This window comes from Streptomyces sp. NPDC048566 (assembly GCF_043199735.1).
Taxonomy (GTDB): domain Bacteria; phylum Actinomycetota; class Actinomycetes; order Streptomycetales; family Streptomycetaceae; genus Streptomyces.
The window spans coordinates 25327-47189 of the sequence record NZ_JBICWL010000023.1; the positions used below are offsets into that span (position 1 = coordinate 25327).

15 protein-coding genes are annotated in these 21863 nt (G+C 72.8%); 11 read left to right on the plus strand and 4 right to left on the minus strand.

Annotation, left to right across the window (positions count from 1 at the left end; all coding sequences use genetic code 11):
- Positions 1–15 precede the first annotated feature (15 nt).
- From ACGFS9_RS26490 to ACGFS9_RS26500, 3 genes are all read left to right on the plus strand, one after another.
- Complete coding sequence (locus ACGFS9_RS26490; RefSeq protein ID WP_393256706.1) at positions 16–747, plus strand: VIT1/CCC1 transporter family protein; 732 nt, start codon at positions 16–18, stop codon at positions 745–747.
- A 361-nt stretch (positions 748–1108) separates the two neighbouring features.
- Entirely contained in the window at positions 1109–5701 is a 4593-nt protein-coding gene (gene gltB, locus ACGFS9_RS26495) for a glutamate synthase large subunit (RefSeq protein WP_393256707.1), read from the plus strand.
- A complete protein-coding gene (locus tag ACGFS9_RS26500) occupies positions 5694–7154 on the plus strand; it encodes a glutamate synthase subunit beta (protein ID WP_393256708.1) in 1461 nt (486 codons plus the stop codon). Before gltB ends, ACGFS9_RS26500 begins: the two co-directional genes overlap by 8 nt.
- 153 nt (positions 7155–7307) lie before the next feature.
- Here ACGFS9_RS26500 and ACGFS9_RS26505 read toward each other — a convergent pair whose 3' ends face one another.
- On the minus strand, positions 7308–8189 hold the full coding sequence (locus tag ACGFS9_RS26505) for a chitosanase (protein WP_393256709.1): 882 nt from the start codon (positions 8187–8189) through the stop codon (positions 7308–7310).
- Positions 8190–8346: 157 nt separating this feature from the next.
- Here ACGFS9_RS26505 and ACGFS9_RS26510 point away from each other — a divergent pair, with 157 nt between their 5' ends.
- Together ACGFS9_RS26510 and ACGFS9_RS26515 are read left to right on the plus strand one after the other, a co-directional pair.
- Entirely contained in the window at positions 8347–9066 is a 720-nt protein-coding gene (locus ACGFS9_RS26510) for a vWA domain-containing protein (RefSeq protein WP_393256710.1), read from the plus strand.
- Positions 9063–9614: a HutD family protein gene (locus tag ACGFS9_RS26515; protein WP_393256711.1), complete on the plus strand. Its 552-nt coding sequence runs from the start codon at positions 9063–9065 to the stop codon at positions 9612–9614. Before ACGFS9_RS26510 ends, ACGFS9_RS26515 begins: the two co-directional genes overlap by 4 nt.
- A gap of 74 nt (positions 9615–9688) precedes the next feature.
- Here the strand turns inward: ACGFS9_RS26515 and ACGFS9_RS26520 are convergent, their stop codons facing one another.
- On the minus strand, positions 9689–10417 hold the full coding sequence (locus tag ACGFS9_RS26520; RefSeq protein WP_393256712.1) for an ankyrin repeat domain-containing protein: 729 nt from the start codon (positions 10415–10417) through the stop codon (positions 9689–9691).
- 144 nt (positions 10418–10561) lie between these two features.
- Complete coding sequence (locus ACGFS9_RS26525) at positions 10562–11470, minus strand: hypothetical protein (protein ID WP_393256713.1); 909 nt, start codon at positions 11468–11470, stop codon at positions 10562–10564.
- Between the two features lie 219 nt (positions 11471–11689).
- Between ACGFS9_RS26525 and ACGFS9_RS26530 the strand changes: the two genes are divergently transcribed.
- The 6 genes from ACGFS9_RS26530 to ACGFS9_RS26555 all read left to right on the plus strand — a co-directional run bounded on the left by ACGFS9_RS26530 (position 11690) and on the right by ACGFS9_RS26555 (position 19969).
- On the plus strand, positions 11690–12469 hold the full coding sequence (locus tag ACGFS9_RS26530) for a serine protease (RefSeq protein ID WP_393256714.1): 780 nt from the start codon (positions 11690–11692) through the stop codon (positions 12467–12469).
- A 511-nt stretch (positions 12470–12980) separates the two neighbouring features.
- A complete protein-coding gene (locus tag ACGFS9_RS26535; protein WP_393256715.1) occupies positions 12981–13322 on the plus strand; it encodes a chorismate mutase in 342 nt (113 codons plus the stop codon).
- A gap of 369 nt (positions 13323–13691) precedes the next feature.
- Positions 13692–14246, plus strand: a complete 555-nt coding sequence (locus ACGFS9_RS26540; RefSeq protein WP_393256761.1) for a two-component system response regulator — start codon at positions 13692–13694, stop codon at positions 14244–14246.
- A gap of 97 nt (positions 14247–14343) precedes the next feature.
- Positions 14344–16836: an aminopeptidase N gene (pepN, locus tag ACGFS9_RS26545; RefSeq protein ID WP_393256716.1), complete on the plus strand. Its 2493-nt coding sequence runs from the start codon at positions 14344–14346 to the stop codon at positions 16834–16836.
- Between the two features lie 350 nt (positions 16837–17186).
- Complete coding sequence (locus ACGFS9_RS26550) at positions 17187–18551, plus strand: pyridoxal phosphate-dependent decarboxylase family protein (protein ID WP_393256717.1); 1365 nt, start codon at positions 17187–17189, stop codon at positions 18549–18551.
- Positions 18548–19969: a lysine N(6)-hydroxylase/L-ornithine N(5)-oxygenase family protein gene (locus tag ACGFS9_RS26555; protein WP_393256718.1), complete on the plus strand. Its 1422-nt coding sequence runs from the start codon at positions 18548–18550 to the stop codon at positions 19967–19969. Before ACGFS9_RS26550 ends, ACGFS9_RS26555 begins: the two co-directional genes overlap by 4 nt.
- Before the next feature lie 62 nt (positions 19970–20031).
- On the opposite strand, the gene ACGFS9_RS26560 is transcribed toward ACGFS9_RS26555, so the two are convergent.
- A complete protein-coding gene (locus ACGFS9_RS26560; RefSeq protein WP_393256719.1) occupies positions 20032–21837 on the minus strand; it encodes a bifunctional metallophosphatase/5'-nucleotidase in 1806 nt (601 codons plus the stop codon).
- Positions 21838–21863: the final 26 nt, after the last annotated feature.

Genomic DNA, 21863 nt, shown 5'->3' on the forward strand with positions numbered 1-21863 from the left:
TCAGGGGGGACCGCCGTGGCGATCATCGAGACCGAGGCGACGCTGCACGAGGCGCACCGCGACAACCACACCCACCGCGACGTCAACGGCGGATGGCTGCGCCCCGCCGTGTTCGGCGCGATGGACGGTCTCGTCTCCAACCTCGCGCTCCTGACCGGAGTGGCGGGCGGGAACGTCGCGCACCAGACGATCGTCATCACGGGCCTGGCGGGACTCGCCGCCGGCGCGTTCTCGATGGCCGCGGGCGAGTACACCTCGGTCGCCTCCCAGCGCGAGCTGGTGGAGGCGGAGCTGGACGTCGAGCGCCGGGAGCTGCACCGGCACCCCAAGGACGAGGAGCGCGAACTGGCCGCGCTCTACGAGGGCCGCGGCGTGGAGCCGGAGCTGGCGCGCGAGGTCGCCCGGCAGCTGTCCCGCGACCCCGAGCAGGCCCTGGAGATCCACGCCCGCGAGGAACTCGGCATAGACCCGGGCGACCTGCCCTCCCCGTCCGTCGCCGCGGTGTCCAGCTTCGGATCGTTCGCCCTCGGGGCGCTGCTGCCCGTCCTGCCCTTCCTGCTCGGCGCGACGGCCCTGTGGCCCGCGCTGCTGCTCGCCCTGATCGGCCTCTTCGCCTGCGGGGCGGTCGTGGCCAAGGTGACCGCGCGCAGCTGGTGGTTCAGCGGGCTGCGGCAGCTCGCCCTGGGCGGTGCGGCGGCGGGTGTGACCTACGCCCTGGGCAGCCTGTTCGGCACGGCCGTAGGATGACGCGGCGATGGCTTATGCGAGGGACCGCATAAGTAATTGTTACTCGGCGGTTTCAGTCAGTTGACCACCGGGCATGAGCCGTAAGCACCGCAGGCAATGACGCCTGCGCGGCACCCCCCGCGACGGGTCACGAAGTCCGCCGCGGTCCGGTCCGGCGGGCATCGATCTGTCCGCCGAGGCCCCCCACCTTCCACCGCCGAGCGCGGTGCCCGCCACACCCGTGGCGTCCGCATGCTGGAACGAAGTATCCGGTTCCCGAGAACCGTTCCATCATGTAACCTGCACGAAATTTTGCACCCAGCAGAGGGCCAACGTCGTCCCTCGGCAGCAGTCATATGCCACGACGACGACGGGAGAGCCGATGCGTACACCGCGCCAGCCGTCCCAGCACTCCGCGAACGGCCAGAAGTGGTCCTTCATGGATGCTCGCCCTGCTGCGCAGGGTATGTACGACCCCCGCAACGAGCACGACGCCTGCGGCGTCGGCTTCGTGGCCACCCTCACCGGCGAGGCGAGCCACGCGCTGGTCGAGCAGGCGCTCACCGTTCTGCGCAACCTGGAGCACCGCGGCGCCACCGGCTCCGAGCCCGACTCGGGCGACGGCGCGGGCATCCTGTGCCAGGTCCCGGACGCCTTCCTGCGCGAGGTGGCCGGCTTCGAACTCCCCGCAGCCGGTGCGTACGCCGTGGGCATCGCCTTCCTCCCCGCGGACGGGACGGCCGACGCCGTCTCACGGATCGAGACGATCGCCGGCGAGGAGGGCCTCACCGTCCTCGGCTGGCGCGAGGTCCCCGTCGCCCCCGCACTGCTCGGCGCGACCGCCCGCTCCACGATGCCCGTCTTCCGCCAGATCTTCGTCGCCGGCGACGGCCGCGAGGGCATCGCCCTGGACCGCCTCGCCTTCGTGCTGCGCAAGCGCGCCGAGCGCGAGGCCGGCGTCTACTTCCCCTCGCTCTCCGCGCGGACCGTCGTCTACAAGGGCATGCTGACCACCGGCCAGCTCGAACCCTTCTTCCCGGACCTGTCCGACCGCCGCTTCGCCTCCGCGATCGCGCTCGTGCACTCCCGCTTCTCCACCAACACCTTCCCGAGCTGGCCGCTCGCCCACCCGTACCGCTTCGTCGCGCACAACGGCGAGATCAACACGGTCAAGGGCAACCGCAACTGGATGGTGGCCCGCGAGTCCCAGCTCGCCTCCGACCTGTTCGGCGAGCAGGACCTGGAGCGGATCTTCCCCGTCTGCACGCCGGACGCCTCCGACTCGGCCTCCTTCGACGAGGTGCTCGAACTGCTGCACCTCGGCGGCCGGTCGCTGCCGCACTCGGTGCTCATGATGATCCCGGAGGCGTGGGAGAACCACGACTCCATGGACCCCGCCCGCCGCGCCTTCTACCAGTTCCACTCCACGATGATGGAGCCCTGGGACGGCCCGGCCTGCGTCACCTTCACCGACGGCACCCAGGTCGGCGCCGTCCTCGACCGCAACGGCCTGCGCCCCGGCCGCTACTGGGTCACCGACGACGGCCTCGTCGTCCTCGGCTCCGAGGTCGGCGTCCTCGACATCGATCCCGCCAAGGTGGTGCGCAAGGGCCGCCTCCAGCCGGGCCGGATGTTCCTGGTGGACACCGCCGAGCACCGCATCATCGAGGACGACGAGATCAAGGCCGCCCTCGCCGACGAACTGCCCTACGGGGAGTGGCTGGAGGCCGGCGAGATCGAGCTCTCCGACCTGCCCGAGCGCGAGCACATCGTGCACACCCACGCCTCCGTCACCCGCCGCCAGCAGACCTTCGGCTACACCGAGGAGGAGCTGCGGATCATCCTCGCGCCGATGGCCAAGGCCGCCATGGAGCCCATCGGCTCCATGGGCACCGACTCGCCCATCGCCGCGCTCTCGCAGCGCCCTCGTCTGCTCTTCGACTACTTCACCCAGCTGTTCGCGCAGGTCACCAACCCGCCGCTGGACGCGATCCGGGAGGAACTGGTCACCTCCCTGCGCTCCTCCCTCGGCCCCCAGGGCAACATCCTGGAACCGACCGCCGCCTCCTGCCGCAGCGTCACCCTGCCGTTCCCGGTGATCGACAACGACGAGCTGGCCAAGCTCATCCACATCAACGCCGACGGCGACATGCCCGGCATGAAGGCCGCGACGCTGTCCGGCCTCTACCGGGTCTCCGGCGGCGGCGACACGCTCGCCGCGCGCATCGAGGAGATCTGCGCCGAGGCCGACGCCGCGATCGGCAACGGCGCCCGGCTGATCGTCCTGTCCGACCGGCACTCCGACGCCGAGCACGCGCCGATCCCCTCGCTGCTGCTCACCGCTGCCGTCCACCACCACCTCATCCGCACCAAGCAGCGCACCCAGGTGGGCCTGCTGGTCGAGGCCGGCGACGTCCGCGAGGTCCACCACGTCGCCCTGCTCATCGGCTTCGGCGCCGCGGCCGTCAACCCCTACCTCGCCATGGAGTCCGTCGAGGACCTCGTCCGCGCCGGCACCTTCCTCCAGGGCATCGAGGCCGAACAGGCCATCCGCAACCTGATCTACGCCCTCGGCAAGGGCGTCCTGAAGGTCATGTCCAAGATGGGCATCTCCACCGTCGCCTCCTACCGCGGCGCGCAGGTCTTCGAGGCCGTCGGCCTGGAGCACGCCTTCGTCGAGAAGTACTTCAACGGCACCACCACCAAGATCGGCGGCGCCGGCCTCGACGTCATCGCCCGGGAGGTCGCCGCCCGGCACGCCAAGGCCTACCCGGCCTCCGGCATCGCGCCCGCCCACCGGGCCCTCGACATCGGCGGCGAGTACCAGTGGCGCCGCGAGGGCGAGCCGCACCTGTTCGACCCCGAGACCGTCTTCCGCCTCCAGCACTCGACCCGCTCGGGCAGCTACGAGATCTTCAAGAAGTACACGGACCGGGTGAACGAGCAGTCCGAGCGCCTGATGACGCTGCGCGGCCTCTTCGGCTTCACCTCGGACCGCCCCGCGATCCCCCTCGACGAGGTCGAGCCCGTCTCCGAGATCGTCAAGCGCTTCTCCACCGGCGCCATGTCGTACGGCTCCATCTCCAAGGAGGCGCACGAGACCCTCGCCATCGCCATGAACCAGCTCGGCGGCAAGTCCAACACCGGCGAGGGCGGCGAGGACGCGGACCGCCTGTACGACCCGGCGCGCCGCTCCAGCATCAAGCAGGTGGCGTCCGGACGCTTCGGCGTGACCAGCGAGTACCTCGTCAACGCCGACGACATCCAGATCAAGATGGCCCAGGGCGCCAAGCCCGGCGAGGGCGGCCAGCTGCCCGGCCACAAGGTCTACCCGTGGGTCGCCAAGACCCGGCACTCCACCCCGGGCGTCGGGCTCATCTCCCCGCCGCCCCACCACGACATCTACTCCATCGAGGACCTCGCCCAGCTGATCCACGACCTCAAGAACGCCAACCCGCAGGCCCGCATCCACGTGAAGCTGGTCTCCGAGGTCGGCGTCGGCACGGTCGCGGCAGGCGTCTCCAAGGCGCACGCCGACGTCGTCCTCATCTCCGGCCACGACGGCGGGACCGGCGCCTCGCCGCTCACCTCGCTCAAGCACGCGGGCGGACCCTGGGAGCTCGGACTCGCCGAGACCCAGCAGACCCTGCTGCTCAACGGACTGCGCGACCGCATCGTCGTGCAGACCGACGGCCAGCTCAAGACCGGCCGCGACGTCGTCATCGCCGCGCTCCTCGGCGCCGAGGAGTTCGGTTTCGCCACCGCGCCGCTCGTCGTCTCCGGCTGCGTCATGATGCGCGTCTGCCACCTCGACACCTGCCCGGTCGGCATCGCCACCCAGAACCCGGTGCTCCGCGACCGGTTCGCCGGCAAGGCCGAGTACATCGTCAACTTCTTCAGGTTCATCGCCGAAGAGGTCCGCGAGATCCTCGCCGAGCTCGGCTTCCGCTCCGTCGAAGAGGCCGTCGGCCACGCCGAGAACCTCGACGTGGAGCGGGCCGTCACCCACTGGAAGGCACAGGGACTCGACCTGTCCCCGCTCTTCCACGTGCCCGAACTGCCCGAGGGCGCGGCGCTCCACCAGGTCGTCCCCCAGGACCACGGGCTGGAGAAGGCGCTCGACAACGAGCTGATCAAGCTCGCCGCCGACGCCCTCGCCGCGGACTCCCAGGCCGACGCCCAGCCGGTCCGCGCCCAGGTCGCGATCCGCAACATCAACCGCACGGTCGGCACCATGCTCGGCCACGAGGTGACGAAGAAGTTCGGCGGCGCGGGCCTGCCCGACGACACCGTCGACATCACCTTCACCGGCTCGGCGGGCCAGTCCTTCGGCGCCTTCCTGCCGCGCGGTGTCACGCTCCGCCTGGAGGGCGACGCCAACGACTACGTCGGCAAGGGCCTCTCCGGCGGCCGGGTGATCGTCCGTCCCGACCGGGGCGCCGACCACCTCGCCGAGTACTCGACCATCGCGGGCAACACCATCGCCTACGGCGCGACCGGCGGCGAACTCTTCCTGCGCGGCCGGACCGGTGAGCGCTTCTGCGTCCGCAACTCCGGCGCGACGGTCGTCTCCGAGGGCGTGGGCGACCACGGCTGCGAGTACATGACCGGCGGCCACGCGGTCGTCCTCGGCGAGACGGGCCGCAACTTCGCGGCCGGCATGTCCGGCGGCATCGCCTACGTCATCGACCTCGACCGCGACAACGTCAACGCCGGCAACGTCGGTGCCGTGGAGGAACTCGACGACACCGACCGCCAGTGGCTGCACGACGTCGTGCAGCGGCACGCCGAGGAGACCGGATCGACGGTCGCCGAGAAGCTGCTCGCCGACTGGCCCGTCGCGGTCGAGCGCTTCAGCAAGATCATTCCCAGCACGTACAAGGCAGTGCTCGCCGCCAAGGACGCCGCCGAGCGAGCCGGACTCGACGAGTCCGCGATCACCGAGAAGATGATGGAGGCGGCGACCCATGGCTGATCCCAAGGGCTTTTTGAACCACGGCCGTGAGGTCGCCACGTCCCGGCCGGTCGAGGAGCGTCTCCGGGACTGGAACGAGGTCTACGTCCCGGGCTCGCTGCTGCCGATCATCTCCCAGCAGGCCTCGCGCTGCATGGACTGCGGCATCCCCTTCTGCCACAACGGCTGCCCGCTCGGGAACCTGATCCCCGAGTGGAACGACTACGCCTACCGGGAGGACTGGCAGGCCGCGTCCGAGCGGCTGCACGCCACGAACAACTTCCCCGAGTTCACCGGGCGGCTCTGCCCCGCCCCGTGCGAGTCGGCGTGCGTCCTCGCCATCAACCAGCCCGCCGTGACCATCAAGAACGTCGAGGTCTCGATCATCGACAAGGCGTGGGACAGCGGCAGCGTCGCCCCCCAGGCCCCGGAGCGGCTCTCCGGCAAGACGGTCGCGGTCATCGGTTCCGGCCCGGCCGGCCTCGCCGCCGCCCAGCAGCTCACCCGGGCGGGGCACACCGTCGCCGTGTACGAGCGCGCCGACCGCATCGGCGGCCTGCTGCGCTACGGCATCCCCGAGTTCAAGATGGAGAAGCGGCACATCAACCGCCGCATCGAGCAGATGCGCGCGGAGGGCACCCGCTTCCGCACCGGCATCGAGATCGGCCGCGACCTCAAGGCGACGGACCTGCGCAAGCGCTACGACGCCGTGGTCGTCGCCGCCGGTGCGACCACCGCCCGCGACCTCCCCGTCCCCGGACGGGAGCTGAACGGCATCCACCAGGCCATGGAGTACCTGCCGCTGTCCAACAAGGTGCAGGAGGGCGACTTCGTGGCGCCCCCGATCAGCGCCGAGGGCAAGCACGTCGTGGTCATCGGCGGCGGCGACACCGGCGCGGACTGCGTGGGCACCGCCCACCGCCAGGGCGCGGCCTCGGTCACGCAGCTGGAGATCATGCCGCGGCCGGGCGAGGAGCGGAACCCGGGCCAGCCCTGGCCCACCTTCCCGATGCTCTACAAGGTCACCTCCGCGCACGAGGAGGGCGGTGAGCGGGTCTACTCCGTCAGCACCACCCACTTCGAGGGCGACGAGGACGGCAACGTGCAGTGGCTGCACCTCGTCGAGGTCGAGTTCGGCGACGGCAGGCTGAACCAGAAGGCCGGCACCGAACGCCGCATCCCCGCGCAGCTCGTGACGCTCGCGATGGGCTTCACCGGCACCGACGTCGAGAACGGCGTGGTCTCCCAGTTCGGCCTGGAGCTCGACGAGCGCGGCAACATCGCGCGCGACGCCGACTTCGCGACGAACGTGCCCGGCGTGTTCGTCGCCGGTGACGCCGGCCGCGGCCAGTCCCTCATCGTCTGGGCCATCGCGGAGGGCCGCTCGGCCGCCCGCGGTGTCGACCGCTTCCTCACCGGCGCGAGCGACCTGCCCGCCCCGATCCGCCCGACGGACCGCTCGCTGACGGTCTGACCCACGAAACGCGTGACCGCGAAGCGGTCACCCGAGACGTCCCGCACAAAGGCGTGCGGAACACCAGACGGCGCCTGCCCACCTGTCCCCGACCGGACGACCGGGCAGGCGCCGCCGCATGCCCGGCGCGCCCCGTCCCCGCCCGCCGCCGCGTCAGGGCACCCGGTAGGTCTCCCCGTACACCTTCCACACCAGAGGGGTGTCGAGGCCGAGGTTCCCCTCGCGCAGGAAGACGCGCTGGGCGGTGTCGATGCGGGTGGTGTCGCGGTGCGCGCTCCGGGAGCGCATGGCGGCGCGCCGCACGTCCAGGAAGGCCTCCAGGTACGCCGTCTCGTCACCGCCGCGCGAGGGCGGCAGGGCCTTGCGCAGCGCGCGCTCCCGCAGCCCGTAGAAGCCGTAGGCGCCGGTGCCGGGACCGTGCATGACCATGGCGTCGTAGTAGACGAACTGGCCCAGGGTGCCGAGTCCGTCGCGCTGCGCCCGGCGGACCGCGGGGTCGAAGTAGACGCGGTCCCGCTCGGTGTCCTGGGCCGCGCGGAACGCGGGCACCGTCGCCTCCTGCCGCCACGCCGCGGGGAAGCCGGGGTCCAGACCCTCGTGCGAGTCCGTGCCGTCCACGCGGCGCAGCGCCGGCAGGTAGCGGGCGAGCCCGTTGTCCGGGTGGTCCCGCGTGTACTCCTCGACGAGCGTGAGCAGGTCGTGGGTGCCGGTGCAGAAGCCGATGACGCCCGCCGTGTAGCCCTGGCCGTCCCCGATGTCCTCGACGTAGGCGTACGCCCCACGCCAGTCGAGCGTGGAGTTCTCGGCACTGGCCACGATCTGCTGCGCCAGCTCCTTCTTGTCCGGCGCGGCCAGTCCGGCCCGCCGCGGGGCGGCCCGGCCGCCCTTCGCCGAGGACTCCCCGCCCGCCGCCCGCGACGCGGACGCCGGCCGTCCCGCGCCGCTGCCCGCCGGCTGCTCGGGTGCGGCGACATACGCCGCGGTCGTGACGATGACCGGAACGACCGCCAACAACAGCAAACCCGCACGTTTCATGACGGACAGGGTATGCGGCGCCGGTCCCCGCGGGGGCGGCGCCCGGACGTGCCGCACCGCGGGTTCACGCGCCCGCCCGCCCCGCCCGCGCGCCGCGGCGGCCCCGGGCCGTGACGTAACCTCGGCGTACCGCCAACCTCGCGACGGGAGCCCCGCCATGGCCGGAGTAGGCCTCACCAAGGTCGAGGAGACCGCGCCCGCGCTGGTCGACCTGTACAAGACCGCCGGGGCCTGCCTCGCCGAGCGCGGGCTGAACGGGCAACGGGCCGCCGTCTACCTGGTCGTGGACTACTCGGGGTCGATGAGGCCGTACTACCGGGACGGCAGCGTGCAGGCGCTCGCCGACCGGGTGCTCGGCCTGTCCGCCCACCTCGACGACGACGGCGTCGTCCCGGTCGTCTTCTTCTCGACCGACATCGACGCCGTCACCGACATCGCCCTCGACAACCACGCCGGCCGGATCGAGGAGATCGTGTCCGGGCTCGGCCACATGGGCAAGACCGGCTACCACCTCGCCATGGACGCCGTCATCGACCACTACCTCGACAGCGGGTCCAAGGACCCCGCCCTCGTGGTCTTCCAGACCGACGGCGGACCGATCAGCAGGCCGGCCGCCGAACGCTACCTGTGCAAGGCCGCCCGGCTGCCCATGTTCTGGCAGTTCGTCGGCTTCGGCGACCCGTCGAGCCGGCAGTTCGACTTCCTGCGCGCGCTGGACGACCTCGCCGTCCCGCAGAAGCGGGTCGTCGACAACGCCGGCTTCTTCCACGCCGGTTCGGACCCGCGGGCGGTGAGCGACGCGGAGCTGTACGGCCGGCTGACCGGGGAGTTCCCGCAGTGGCTGGCCGCCGCCCGGGCCCGCGGGATCGTCCGGTGAGCGCCCGCCCGCTGCCCGCCGCGGCGCGGACCGCCACGCCCTGGAGGAACGGCGGCGGGATCACCCGGGAGATCCTCGTCCGGCCCGAGGGCGCGGACATGTCCCGCTTCGCCTGGCGCGTCAGTCTCGCCGACGTCGCCGCCGACGGGCCCTTCTCGTCCTTCGCCCGGGTGGACCGCGCGCTCACCCTGGTCGAGGGCGCCGGAATGGACCTGACGATCGGCACGCAGCGCCGCCGGGTCAGCACCCTGTACGTGCCGCAGGCCCTGCCCGGTGATCGGCCAACCGGGTGCCGGCTGATCGACGGCCCGGTCGTGAACCTCAACGTCATGTGGAGCCGCGGCGGTCCGGCCGTACCGGCCGTCGAGGTCCTGTCGTGCCCCGAGGGGGTCGCCGTTCCGGCCGGGCCGGCCGTGCTGGTGGTGGCGCTCGGAACGTCCGCGGCGGTCGCGGGGCTGTCCCTCGGCCGGTACGACGCCGCCCTGCTGGAGGCGGAGCCCGCCGTGGTCCGCGGGACCGGTCCGGTCGCGGTGGTCCGGGTGGACTGACCGGGCGCCCGCCCCGCCCGCCGTGCCGGCCGGCGGGAGACCCGGGGCCGGCTCCCGGCCGCGGGCGGGGCGGTTCAGGGAGCCGTCAGCAGGGCGACGATCTGCGCGTGCCCCGTCTGGAGGGCGTCGCCCGCGAACGGGCTGCCGTGCGCGTCCAGCAGCTCCACCTCGATGGTGATGTCCTCCGGCGACCCGTGGCGGCGGGTGAGCGAACGGTGTCCGGGACCGTGACCGCGGACCAGCCCCGCGCGCAGTTCCGCCTCGGCGCCGACGGCGTGCACGCGCCGCGCCTCCGCCAGCGCCTCGGCGCGCGCCGTCGCGCCGTGCGCGAGCAGGGCCCGTACGCAGCGGACGGAACCGCGGTGGGCCGCCGTCACCAGCGGGGCCTCGCCCGAGGGACCAGGCCGGTTCGGGTCCGCGCCCGCCTCCAGCAGCAGCTCCACGACGGTGCCGTGGCCGCATCGCAGCGCCCAGGTGAGCGCGGTGAAGCCGAACTCCTCGACGGTGTCGGGCCGCGCCCCGGCCCCGAGCAGCGCCCGCACCACCTCGGTGTGCCCGCCGCAGGCCGCGCCGCACAGGGGAGCGTCCGTGCCCAGGCTGAGCCGGTCGGGGTCGGCGCCGGCGGCCAGCAGCAGCCGGACGACGCCCGCCCGGTCGCTCACCGCGGCCGCGTACAGCGCGCTCTGGCCGTCGTCGTCCACGCTCTCGGCGCTCACCCCCGCCCGCAGCAGCCGGACCACCGTGTCCTCGTCCCCCTCGTACAGGGCGGGGAAGAGGCCGGCGGCCGGGTCGTTCGTGCTCATCCTTCGACCCTCGCCCGGCAGGGAGGCCGGAGGCAAAGACTTTCGGGGTGGTCTCGCTCACCTCAGGCCCGCGTCCGTGCCGGCCCGGTCGGCCGCGCGCCGACGGCCGCGGTGGTCACCGGCCGGGCGGAGCCGCGGGGGGTTTCAGGTGTCGCACTCCAGCACCGTCCGGCACAGCGCGCAGCGGGCGCGCACCCGGCCGCGCACGGGTACGCGGATGCGCTGGAGGCAGGTGGGGCAGGGGAAGGACACCCGCATCGGTCCGCCCGCGGCGTCGCGCGCGAAGGTGTAGGCGGCCTCCGGGTGGTCCTGCCGCCCGGGGCCCGGGCCGTCCTCCCCGGCGTGCCGGCGGTCCCGGGCGTAGCGGCGGCGGCCCGCCCACCCGGCCGCGGTGAGCGGCGGCTGCCGCTCGTCGCGCCGGGCCCGCTCCCGGCCCGTGGTGTACGCGGTGTACGCCTGCGGGCTGGTGAACCACACCGAGGGGTCCTCGCCGAACAGCAGGGCCCGCTTGGCGAGAACGTATCCGAACTCCTCCGGGGTCAGGTAGCCGAGTTTCTGCGAGGAGGCGGCGTCCTCGCGGTAGGCGTCCAGGAGCAGCCAGCCCGCGCCGAGGTAGGCCGCGGCGGTGTCGGTGAGGATCTCGTTGTCGCGGGTGCCGGGCAGGGAGAGGTCCAGGCGGTGCAGGTAGACGTGCATCACCTCGTGGGCGAGGGCGGCGCCGATGTCCCTGCGGTGGGTGCGGAACCGGTCGTTCAGTTCGATGAAGTACTCGGGTCCCGCGGCCAGTTCGACGTTGGCCGCGTGGGTCATCTCGCGGAATCCCACGATCATCCGGGCGTCCGGCAGCCGGTAGTGGCGGACCATCTCGCGGGCCACCCGCTGGGCCCCGAGGTGCAGGTCGTCGGCGTCGGCGAAGGCCGCGTCGGCGGGCGCCACGCTGGCCGAGAAGGCGTGGACGGTGTCGTGGGAGAGCCGCTTCCACAGCGCGGTGATCGACGCCCGCACGGTGTCGAGATGCGGGAAGCCGTGTTCGACGGGTCCGCCGTTCGCCACGTCCGCACCCCCTGAAGACGCCGGAGCTCCACCCCACTGTAGGCGGGCTTCCGCGCGCCGGCCGGGGACGCGGCGCGGCGGCGGGCGTGTCTGGCCGGATTGCCGCTCTTGCCCGGCCCCGGCGCCGGTCCTCATACTCCCCACCAGCTTGGCAGGAGCATGCCAGCAGACGTTTCCGTGTCCCTGCCCGGCGGACAACCCCCCACGAAAGGAAACGCGTTGAAGCCTCCGAAGAAGTCCGGCCTCGTCCGAAGACTGCTCGCCGTCGCCGCGGTCGTCCTCGCCGCCGCCTCCCTCCAGCCGCTGACCGCCGAGGCCGCCCCGGCACCCGTCGTCGGCGGCACCCGTGCGGCGCAGGGCGAGTTCCCCTTCATGGTCCGCCTCTCCATGGGCTGCGGCGGAGCCCTTTACACCCGGAGCATCGTCCTCACCGCGGCGCACTGCGTGAACGGCTCCGGCACCAACACCTCCATCACCGCCACCGCCGGCGTCGTCGACCTGCGGAGCCCGGACGCCGTGAAGGTCAGGTCGGCGAAGGTGCTCCGGGCGCCCGGGTACAACGGCAAGGGCAAGGACTGGGCCCTGATCAAGCTGGCCAGGCCGATCGACCTGCCCACCCTGCGGATCGCCACCTCCACCGCCTACAACAACGGCGACTTCACCGTCGCCGGATGGGGCGCGGCCCGCGAGGGCGGCGCGCAGCAGCGGTACCTGCTCAAGGCCACCGTGCCCTTCGTCGACGACGCCACCTGCCGGCAGGCCTACGGCAGTGAACTCGTCCCCGGTGACGAGATCTGCGCCGGCTTCCCGCAGGGCGGGGTCGACACCTGTCAGGGCGACTCCGGCGGCCCCATGTTCCGCAGGGACGACACCGGCGCCTACGTCCAGGTGGGCATCGTCAGCTGGGGCCAGGGCTGCGCCGAACCGGGGTACCCCGGCGTGTACAGCGAGGTCTCGACCTTCGCCGCCGACATCGCCCGGTACGCGGCGGGCATGTGAGGGCCGTCCGGCCCGGGGCCGGGGGAGCGCCCGGCCCCGGGCCGGACGGGGCGCCCTGACGCCAGGCCGGTGCCGTCACCCGGGACGACGGCACCGGCCTCCACTTGTGCGCACATTGCTTGGGCCGGGTGCCGTGCCGCGTGCCCTGTGCCGCTGACGCGTGCCGTGTGCCGCGTCTCTTGTGCCGTGTGCCCTGTGCCGTGTGCCGCGTCCCCCGTCCCGCGTCCGCCGGGCCGATCGACGCGCCTGCCGGGGCCACCCGCCCGGCATCCGGTCTCGACCGGGCCGGGGAAGCGCTCGCCGCCCTCCCGGCCGCCCTTCGCCGCCGGCCCTTCCCGCCGCGACGGCCGCACCCTGCACCGGACCCCTCCACCCGCCGCGCCGGCGTGCCTCCCGTCCGCTTCCCGGACGGCGGAGCCGCACCGTCCCCGGCACCCCGCCTCGACCGCGTCGGCGGCCCCGCCGATCCGCCCGCGATCGGGTGCCCGCACGCCCCGTAGGCTTGGCTCACATGACCATCAGCAAGCCCCAGGAAGCCGATCCCGCCGTCCGCGCGGAACTCGCCCGGCTGCGCGACAGCATCGACAACATCGACGCCGCCGTCGTCCACATGCTCGCCGAACGCTTCAAGTGCACCCAGCAGGTCGGCCACCTCAAGGCGGCCCACCACCTGCCGCCCGCCGACCCCTCTCGCGAGTCCCACCAGATCGCCCGGCTGCGCCGCCTCGCCGAGAACGCCAAACTGGACCCGGCCTTCGCCGAGAAGCTCCTCAACTTCATCATCGCCGAGGTGATCCGCCACCACGAGCGCATCGCGGACGACGCGGGCGGCACCCCCGAACCGGGGGAGTGACCCCGCGGCACCGGACACGACGGGGCACGGCGCCGTACGAGGCCCGCCGCACCCAGCCCCCGCCCGCACCCCCGCATCCCGGCCGCACCGCACACCCCGCACCAGCAGGCCCGGACCCCCGCAGCATCAGGCCGGACGCCCGGAACCCCGGGACCCGGCCGCCGCCCGCCGGCGCGAGAACCCCGTCCCGCCGCGTCCATCACGCGCCGGAGCGAAACCCACCCCCGCGCTCCGCGCGCTCCGCGCCGGAGTGAGCACCACCGCCCGGAACGCGCCGCGATGCGCCGCGCACTCCCGCACGCATCGGCCCGGCGCATCGCGCCCTCACGGGCATATGCTGGTATGCCCAGAACGAGGGGACACCGGGCCATGCCGTCGGATGCCAAGATCCTCATCGTCGACGACCACGAGGACACCCTGTACGCGCTGGAAAGCGCGCTGTCCCCGCTCGGCTACCGCGTGGGCCGCGCCACCGGCGGCGACGCGGCGCTCAAGGAAGTGCTGCGGGGCCAGGTCGCCTTACTGGTCCTCGACGTCCGCATGCCCGGCGTCGGCGGCCTCGACGTCGTGCGCTACATGCGGCGCGTCGAACAGACCCAGCACATCCCCGTCATCCTCCTCACCGGCTACGGCCCGGACGCCGAACTCACCGCCACCGCCTTCGCCCTCGGCGTCGCCGACCTCCTCATGAAGCCCGTCGACCCGTGGGCCCTGCGCACCAAGGTCCGCTACCTGTACGAGGCCCGGCAGCGCCACCTGCACCTCGAACGGGAACTGCGCGAACTGCGCGCCCTCGTCGGCAAGCACCCCGCCGCCGACCCGGGCGGCCCTGCCCCCGCCGACCCCGGGCCGCGCATCCCCGGCCAGCCCCGGCACCCCGGCACCCGCGACGGCGGCCGGCTGGAGCAGCGCCGCACCCCCTGACCGCGGCACACCCCGGCCGCCCCCCACCGGACGGCGACGGCAGGGGCGAAGGGGACCACCTCTGTGACCCGCCGACCGCATCGGGCAGCATGTCCCCATGTCCGTACTGACGCGCGACGAAGCGCAGACCCGTGCCCAGCTCCTCGACGTCCACCACTACGGGATCGAACTCGACGTGACCCGAGGGGACGAGACCTTCGACTCCCGGACCGTCATCCGGTTCACCGCCCGCGACGACGCGGACACCTTCGTCGAGCTGAAGCCCGCCGAACTGCGCTCCGTCACCCTCGACGGCCGCCCCCTCGACCCCGGGACACTCGACGAGAACCGCCTGCCCCTCAAGGGCCTCACGGCGGGCGAGCACGAACTGCGCGTCGACGCCGCCATGCGCTACTCCCGCACCGGCGAGGGCATGCACCGCTTCACCGACCCCACCGACGGTGAGACCTACCTCTACACCCAGCTCTTCATGGAAGACGTCCAGCGCGTCTTCGCGGCCTTCGACCAGCCCGACCTCAAGTCCGTGTTCGAACTGAGCGTCACCGCCCCCGACGGCTGGACCGTCCTCGCCAACGGCGTCACCGAACACCTCGGAGACGGCCACTGGAAGGCCGCCCCCACCCCCCTCGTCTCCACCTACCTCGTCGCCGTCGCCGCCGGCCCCTGGCACTCCGTCCGCACCGAACACGCCGGCCTGCCCTTCGGCCTGCACTGCCGCCGCTCCCTCGCCCCCCACCTCGACGCCGACGCCGACGAGATCCTCGACATCACCCGCGCCTGCTACGACCGCTACCACGAGAAGTTCGACGAGCCCTACCCCTTCGACTCCTACGACCAGGCGTTCGTCCCCGAGTTCAACGCCGGCGCCATGGAGAACCCCGGCCTCGTCACCTTCCGCGACGAGTTCATCTACCGCTCCGCCGTCACCGACACCGAACGCCAGACCCGCGCCATGGTCATCGCCCACGAGATGGCCCACATGTGGTTCGGCGACCTCGTCACCCTGCGCTGGTGGGACGACATCTGGCTCAACGAGTCCTTCGCCGAGTACATGGGCTACCAGACCCTCACCGAAGCGACCCGCTTCACCGACACCTGGGTCGACTTCGCAGTCGCCCGCAAACCCTGGGGCTACGACGCCGACCAGCGCCCCTCCACCCACCCCGTCGCCCCCGACCCGGACGCCGTCCCCGACACCGCGTCCGCCATGCTCAACTTCGACGGCATCTCCTACGCCAAGGGCGCCTCCGCGCTGCGCCAACTCGTCGCCTGGCTGGGCGAGGAGGACTTCCTCGCCGGCATCAACACGCACTTCGCCCGCCACAGGTTCGGCAACGCCACCCTCGCCGACTTCATCGACAACCTCGCCTCCGCCACCGAGCGCGACGTCCACGCCTGGGCCGCGTCCTGGCTGCGCACCACCGGCGTCGACACCCTCACCCCCACCCTCCACGAAGGCGGCGGCAACTGGCGGCTCACCGTCGACCGCACCGGCAGCCGCCCGCACCGCATCGCCGTCGGCGCCTACGACACCGTCCCCGGCGACGACCGCCGCCTCGCCCTGCGCGAGCGCTTCGAACTCGACGTCCCCCAGGGCGACTCGGCGCACACCGCCCCCGGACTGCGCCCCGCGCTCCTCCTCCTCAACGACTCCGACCTCGGCTACGCCAAGATCCGCTTCGACACCACGTCCGCCGCCACCGTCGAGGCCGCCCTCTCCGGCCTCCCCGACGCCCTCAGCCGGGCCGTCGTCTGGAACGCCCTGCGCGACGCCGTACGCGACGGCGAACTGCCCCCCACCGCCTACATCGACGCCGCCCGCACCCACCTCCCGCACGAGACCGACCTCGCCCTCGTCCAAGGCGTGTTGAGCTTCGCCTCCACCCACGTCGCCGACCGCTTCCTCACCCCCGAACAGCGCCCCGCCGCCCTCGCCACCCTCACCGACCTGTGCCGCGACCTCATCCGCCGCACCGAGGACGGCTCCCACCCCGGCCTGCGGCTCATCGCCGTACGCCACTGCATCGACGTCGCCGCCCACCCCGACACCATCAGCGCCTGGCTCTCCGAGGGCACCGTCCCCGGCGGCCCCGAACTCGACCCCGAACTGCGCTGGCGCATCCTCGGCCGGCTCTGCGTCCTCGGCGCCGTCGACGACGCCGTCATCGAGGCCGAACTCGTCCAGGACCCCAGCGCCACCGGCCAGGAAGGCGCCGCCCGCTGCCGCGCCGCACTGCCCGACCCCGAGGCCAAGCGCGCCGCCTGGCACGCCATGTTCACCACCGACGACCTCTCCAACTACCTCTTCACCGCCACCGCCCAGGGCTTCTGGCAGCCCGAGCAGAGCGACCTCGTCCGCGAGTACGTCGAGCGCTACTGGCCCGACGCCGTCGCCGTCGCCGAACGCCGCGGCCCCGCCATCGCCGACGCGGCCGGCCGCTGGGCCTTCCCCGCCCACGCCGTCACCGCCGACACCCTCGCCCTCGGCGAGGCGTGCCTGCGCGACGCCGACCCCATCCCCGCCCTGCGCCGCAAACTCACCGACCAGCTCGACGACCTCGCCCGCGCCCTGCGCGCCCGCCGCGACTGACCCTCCGCGCAACCGTCACCGGGCCCTGACGCCCCGCCCCGCCGGCGGGCCGCCAGGGCCCGCGCACGGCCGGACCCGGCGACGCCCGCACCACGGCGGAAGCGGCCCCACCCCCGCCGCGGACCGGCCGGAGCGCGCCCGCCCACCGGCACCCCCGGAGAAGAGGCCGGGGGCGCGCCCGGCGCCCCGCACCACCCCCCGGCGCTCCCTAGCACCCCCATCCGTCCCCCACCGGCCCTCCGCGCCGCGGTACCCCCGATCGGGTCCAATCGTTCTCCTTCGCGGGCACCCCCGCCCGAAACGCGTACACGCTGGGACATACCCCGCCGCGCGTCCACCGGAGGACATCCATGAGCACGCCGCCCCTCGCCTCAGGCCCCCAAGGCCCCGACGCACTGCGGCCGTTGCTCCACACCGTCCTCGACGCCCTCGCCGCCGGCGGCGAAACCCGCGGCGGCCCCCTCCCCGCCGGAGGACCCCGAGACGTCGCCCGCACCCTCCGCGACCGCGTCGGCGACCTCCTGCCCCGACACGGCGACCCCGCCGCACTCCACGACCTCGTCCACGCCCTCGCCGAAGGCGCCGCCGACCCCGCCCACCCCCACTGCGCCGCCCACCTGCACTGCCCGCCCCTCGCCGTCGCCGCCGCGGCCGACCTCGCCGCCTCCGTCCTCAACCCCTCCCTCGACTCCTGGGACCAGGCACCCGCCGCCTCCGAACTCGAGACCCTGCTCACCCGCACCCTCGCCCACGAGGTCTACGGCACCCCCCACGGCGACGCCCTCGTCACCACCGGAGGCACCGAGTCCAACCACCTCGCCCTCCTCCTCGCCCGCGAAGCCCACGGCAGCGTCCACCTCGTCCACGGCGCGAACGCCCACCACTCCCTGCACCGCGCCGCCTGGCTCCTCGGACTCCCCGAACCCGTCGTCCTCCCCGCACCCGCCGGCACCCTCGACCCCGCCGCCCTCGACAACGCCCTCACCTCACTCCACGGCCCCCTCCTCGTCGCCGCCACCGCCGGCACCACCGACGCCGGACTCATCGACCCCCTGCCCGACATCGCACGCCTCTGCGCCGACCACGGCGCCCGCCTCCACATCGACGCCGCCTACGGCGGAGCCCTCCTGCTCAGCGACCGCCACCGCCCCGCACTCGACGGCCTCCACCACGCCCACACCGTCACCCTCGACCTGCACAAACTCGGCTGGCAGCCCGCCGCCGCCGGACTCCTCGCCGTCCGCGACCCCGCCGACCTCGCCCCCCTCGGCCACCACACCGACTACCTCAACGCCGGCGACGACACCGAGGCCGGCCTCCCCGACCTCCTCGGCCGCTCCCTGCGCACCACCCGGCGCCCCGACGTGCTGAAGATCGCCGTCACCCTCAAGACCCTCGGCCGCGACGGCCTCGCCGCCCTCGTCGACCAGGTCTGCGCCCACGCCCGCCACCTCGCCGACCTCGTCGACGCCCACCCCGGCCTCGAACTCTACGACCGGCCCGCCATCAGCACCGTCCTCTTCCGGCCCACCGGCGCCACCGACGACACCGTCGCCGCCGTCCGCCGCACCCTCCTCGACCAGGGCCACGCCGTCCTCGGCCGCGCCACCCTCGACGGCCGCCGCTGGCTCAAAGCCACCCTCCTCAACCCCCACACCCGGCCCGACGACCTGGACACGCTCCTGAAACTGGTGGAAGGACACACCCCCCGATGAGCCCGACGCCCCACCCCCCGCGCCCCGCCGCCGAAGCACCCCGCGACCTCGTCGGCATCGGCATCGGCCCCTTCAACCTCTCCCTGGCCGCCCTCGCCCACCCCCTCACCGAACTCGACGCCGTCTTCTACGAACAACGCCCCGGCTTCGACTGGCACCCCGGCCTCCTCATCGACGGCGCCACCCTCCAAGTCCCCTTCCTCGCCGACCTCGTCACCCTCGCCGACCCGGCGAACCCCTGGTCCTTCCTCAACTACCTCAAAGCCCGCGAACGCCTCTTCCCCTTCTACTTCGCCGAGCGCTTCCACATCCAGCGCGCCGAATACGACGCCTACTGCCGCTGGGTCGCCGGCCACCTCCCCGGACTGCACTTCGCCCACCAGGTCGACACCGTCCGCTGGAACCCCGAACGCGACCTCTTCGAAGTCGACTTCACCCACCTCGACAGCGACGGCGAAGCCGAGACCCTGGGCCGCACCCACACCCGCAACATCGTCCTCGGCGTCGGCACCGCCCCCCACATCCCCGAACCCCTCAAACCCCTCGTCGACGCCCCCGGCGTGCCCGTCATCCACGCCGCCGACTACCTCGAACACCGCGCACGCTTCCTCACCGCCGACCACATCACCGTCATCGGCGCCGGCCAGTCGGGCGCCGAGATCTTCCTCGACCTCCTCCGCAACCGCCCCGCCGGACACGAGAAGATCCACTGGCTCGCCCGCACCGAGGCCTTCGCCCCCATGGAGTACTCCAAACTCGGCCTCGAACACTTCACCCCCGACTACACCCGCTACTTCCACGCCCTCACCGAACCCGTCCGCGACCGCCTCGTCGCCGCCCAATGGCAACTCCACAAGGGCATCGACGCCGACACCATCGCCGCCATCCACGACGAGCTCTACCGCCGCACCCTCCACGGCGGCTGGCCCGACGCCGTCCTCACCCCCGCCGTCACCGTCCGCACCGCAGGACGCGTCGCCACCACCAAGGTCGAACTCCACCTCGAACACGCCCAGCAAGGCGCCCGCTCCCGCCTCACCACCGACGCCGTCGTCCTCGCCACCGGCTACCGCGAACGCCCCATCGGCCCCCTCCTCGCCGGACTCGACCCCTACCTCCGCCGCGACACCTCCGAACGCCCCAGCATCGACGACCGGTTCCGCCTCGTCCTCGACCCCGCCGTCACCGGACACGTCTACGTCCAGAACGCCGAACTCCACACCCACGGCGTCGGCACCCCCGACCTCGGCCTCGCCGCCTGGCGCAGCGCCACCATCCTCAACACCCTCACCGGCAAGGACCCCTACCCCCTCCCCGCCCGCACCGCCTTCACCACCTTCGGCCTCGACCCCACCCCCCGCGTCCCCGCGGCCCGCAAGGAGACCCGCACCCTCACCCCCCTCGTCGACGGCAGATGACGAACAAAGCGGCGCCGGCACGGAGAACACCGCACCGACGCCGCCCACCACGCACCAACCCGCTAGAACACCGGCGTGCCCTCACGCGTCAGCCGCCAGTCCACCGAGGCGAACTCCGCCGGGTCCAGCGTCCCCTTCGCCGTCACCCACTCCGCGATCCGCGTCCGGATCTCCGTCGACTCCGACCACACCTCCGGCGCGGACGCCACATGCGGGAACGCACCCCCACCGTTCGCCCGGTAGTTGTTCACCGCCAGCACGAACCGCTGCGCGTCGTCCAACGGCGCCCCGCCGTGCATCAGGTTCCCGATCCGCGAACCCTCCGGCTGCGCGACGTCGATGTCGTAGGTCAGCCCCGACACGTAGTCGTAGTTGTAGTCCGGCCGGCCGTTCGCGTTCGTCAGCTTCTCCGGATCCACCGCCGCACCCACCGCAGTCCGCACGAAGTAGTTCGCCGAATACTCCAGGTACGCCCGCACCTGCGCTCCCGTCAGCACCTTCGCCACCAGCGTGTTGTCGTACACGTATAGACTCGACAGATCCCGGATCGTCACCTCCCCGGCCGGAATCTCCGACGTCCGCGAGAACGGCGACGCCTGCGCGATCACCGGAAGCGACGCGTACTCCGTCCCCGCCAGCGCTCCCCGCACCACGTCCTCCTGGACCCGGGTGATCAGATCGATGATCGGCGCGTCCTTGTACCGCGCCTCCGCCGTCGTCAGCGTCTGCGTCGCCCGCCCCACCACCTGGTTGACGTACGCCACCACCGCCGCGTGCTCGTCCTCCAGCAACCGCGTGATCCTCGGATCGTCCGCCACCGTGTTCGTGTTGCGCACCGACGCCGCGACCGACTCCACCTGCCACCGGCCCCGCTCGAAGACCAACTCGACGTCGAACACCGACATCCGCTCCGCGAACGCCAACGGCTCCGACAGCACCACCGTCCGCCCCGAGACCTCGTTCGTCACCTTCAATTCCGGGATCTCCACATGCGCGTGACCCACCAGAATCGCGTCGATCCCCGGCACCCGCTGCGCCACCAGCGCCGCCGAGTTCTCCACGTACGGCACCTGGTCGCCGTACGACGACGTCCCCGACGTCCCCGAATGCGCCGACACCACGACCACGTCCGCACCCATCGACCGCAGCTTCGGCACCCACTTCGCCGCCTGCTCCTCAAGCCCCGGGAACGTCAGCTTCCCCTGCACGTACGCCTTGTCCCAGATCGCGATCCCCGGGTTCGTCAACCCCAGCACCGCCACCTTCACCGGCGGCGCCCCGTGCACGCGGAACGTCTTCATGACATACGGAGGAAAAGCCGGCTTCAGCGACTTCGCGTCCAGCGCGTTCGCCCCCAGCAGCGGGAAACGGCACTGCGACTCGAACTTCCGCAGCGTCTCGATCCCGTAGTTGAACTCGTGGTTCCCGAGCGCCACCGCGTCGTAGCCGATCGCGTTCATCGCCTGCGCCATCGGATGCACCGGACCACCCTTGGCGGTGATCGGGTCCACCTTCGCGTAGTAGTACGTCAACGGCGTGCCCTGGATCGTGTCACCCGCGTCCAGCAGCAGCGTGTTCGCGCGGCCCCGCTCCTTGCGGATCGCGTTCACCAGCGTCGAGATCCGCGCCAGACCCTGCGCGTTGCCCGCCGCGTCCGCGTACTCCGCGTCCTTGAAGTAGTCCCAGTTGAAGACGTGACCGTGCAGATCCGTCGTCCCCATCACCGTCAGCCCGTACCGCTTCACCGGCCGATGCCCCCTCCCCGCCTCCGCGGCCCGCGCCGCGGGCGCGCCGACGGCACCCGCGAACGCCACCCCCGCACCGGTGACGGCCGACTTCTTCAGGAACTTACGACGGTTCAGAGGCATTCCGGAACTCCTCGGGACGGAGACGA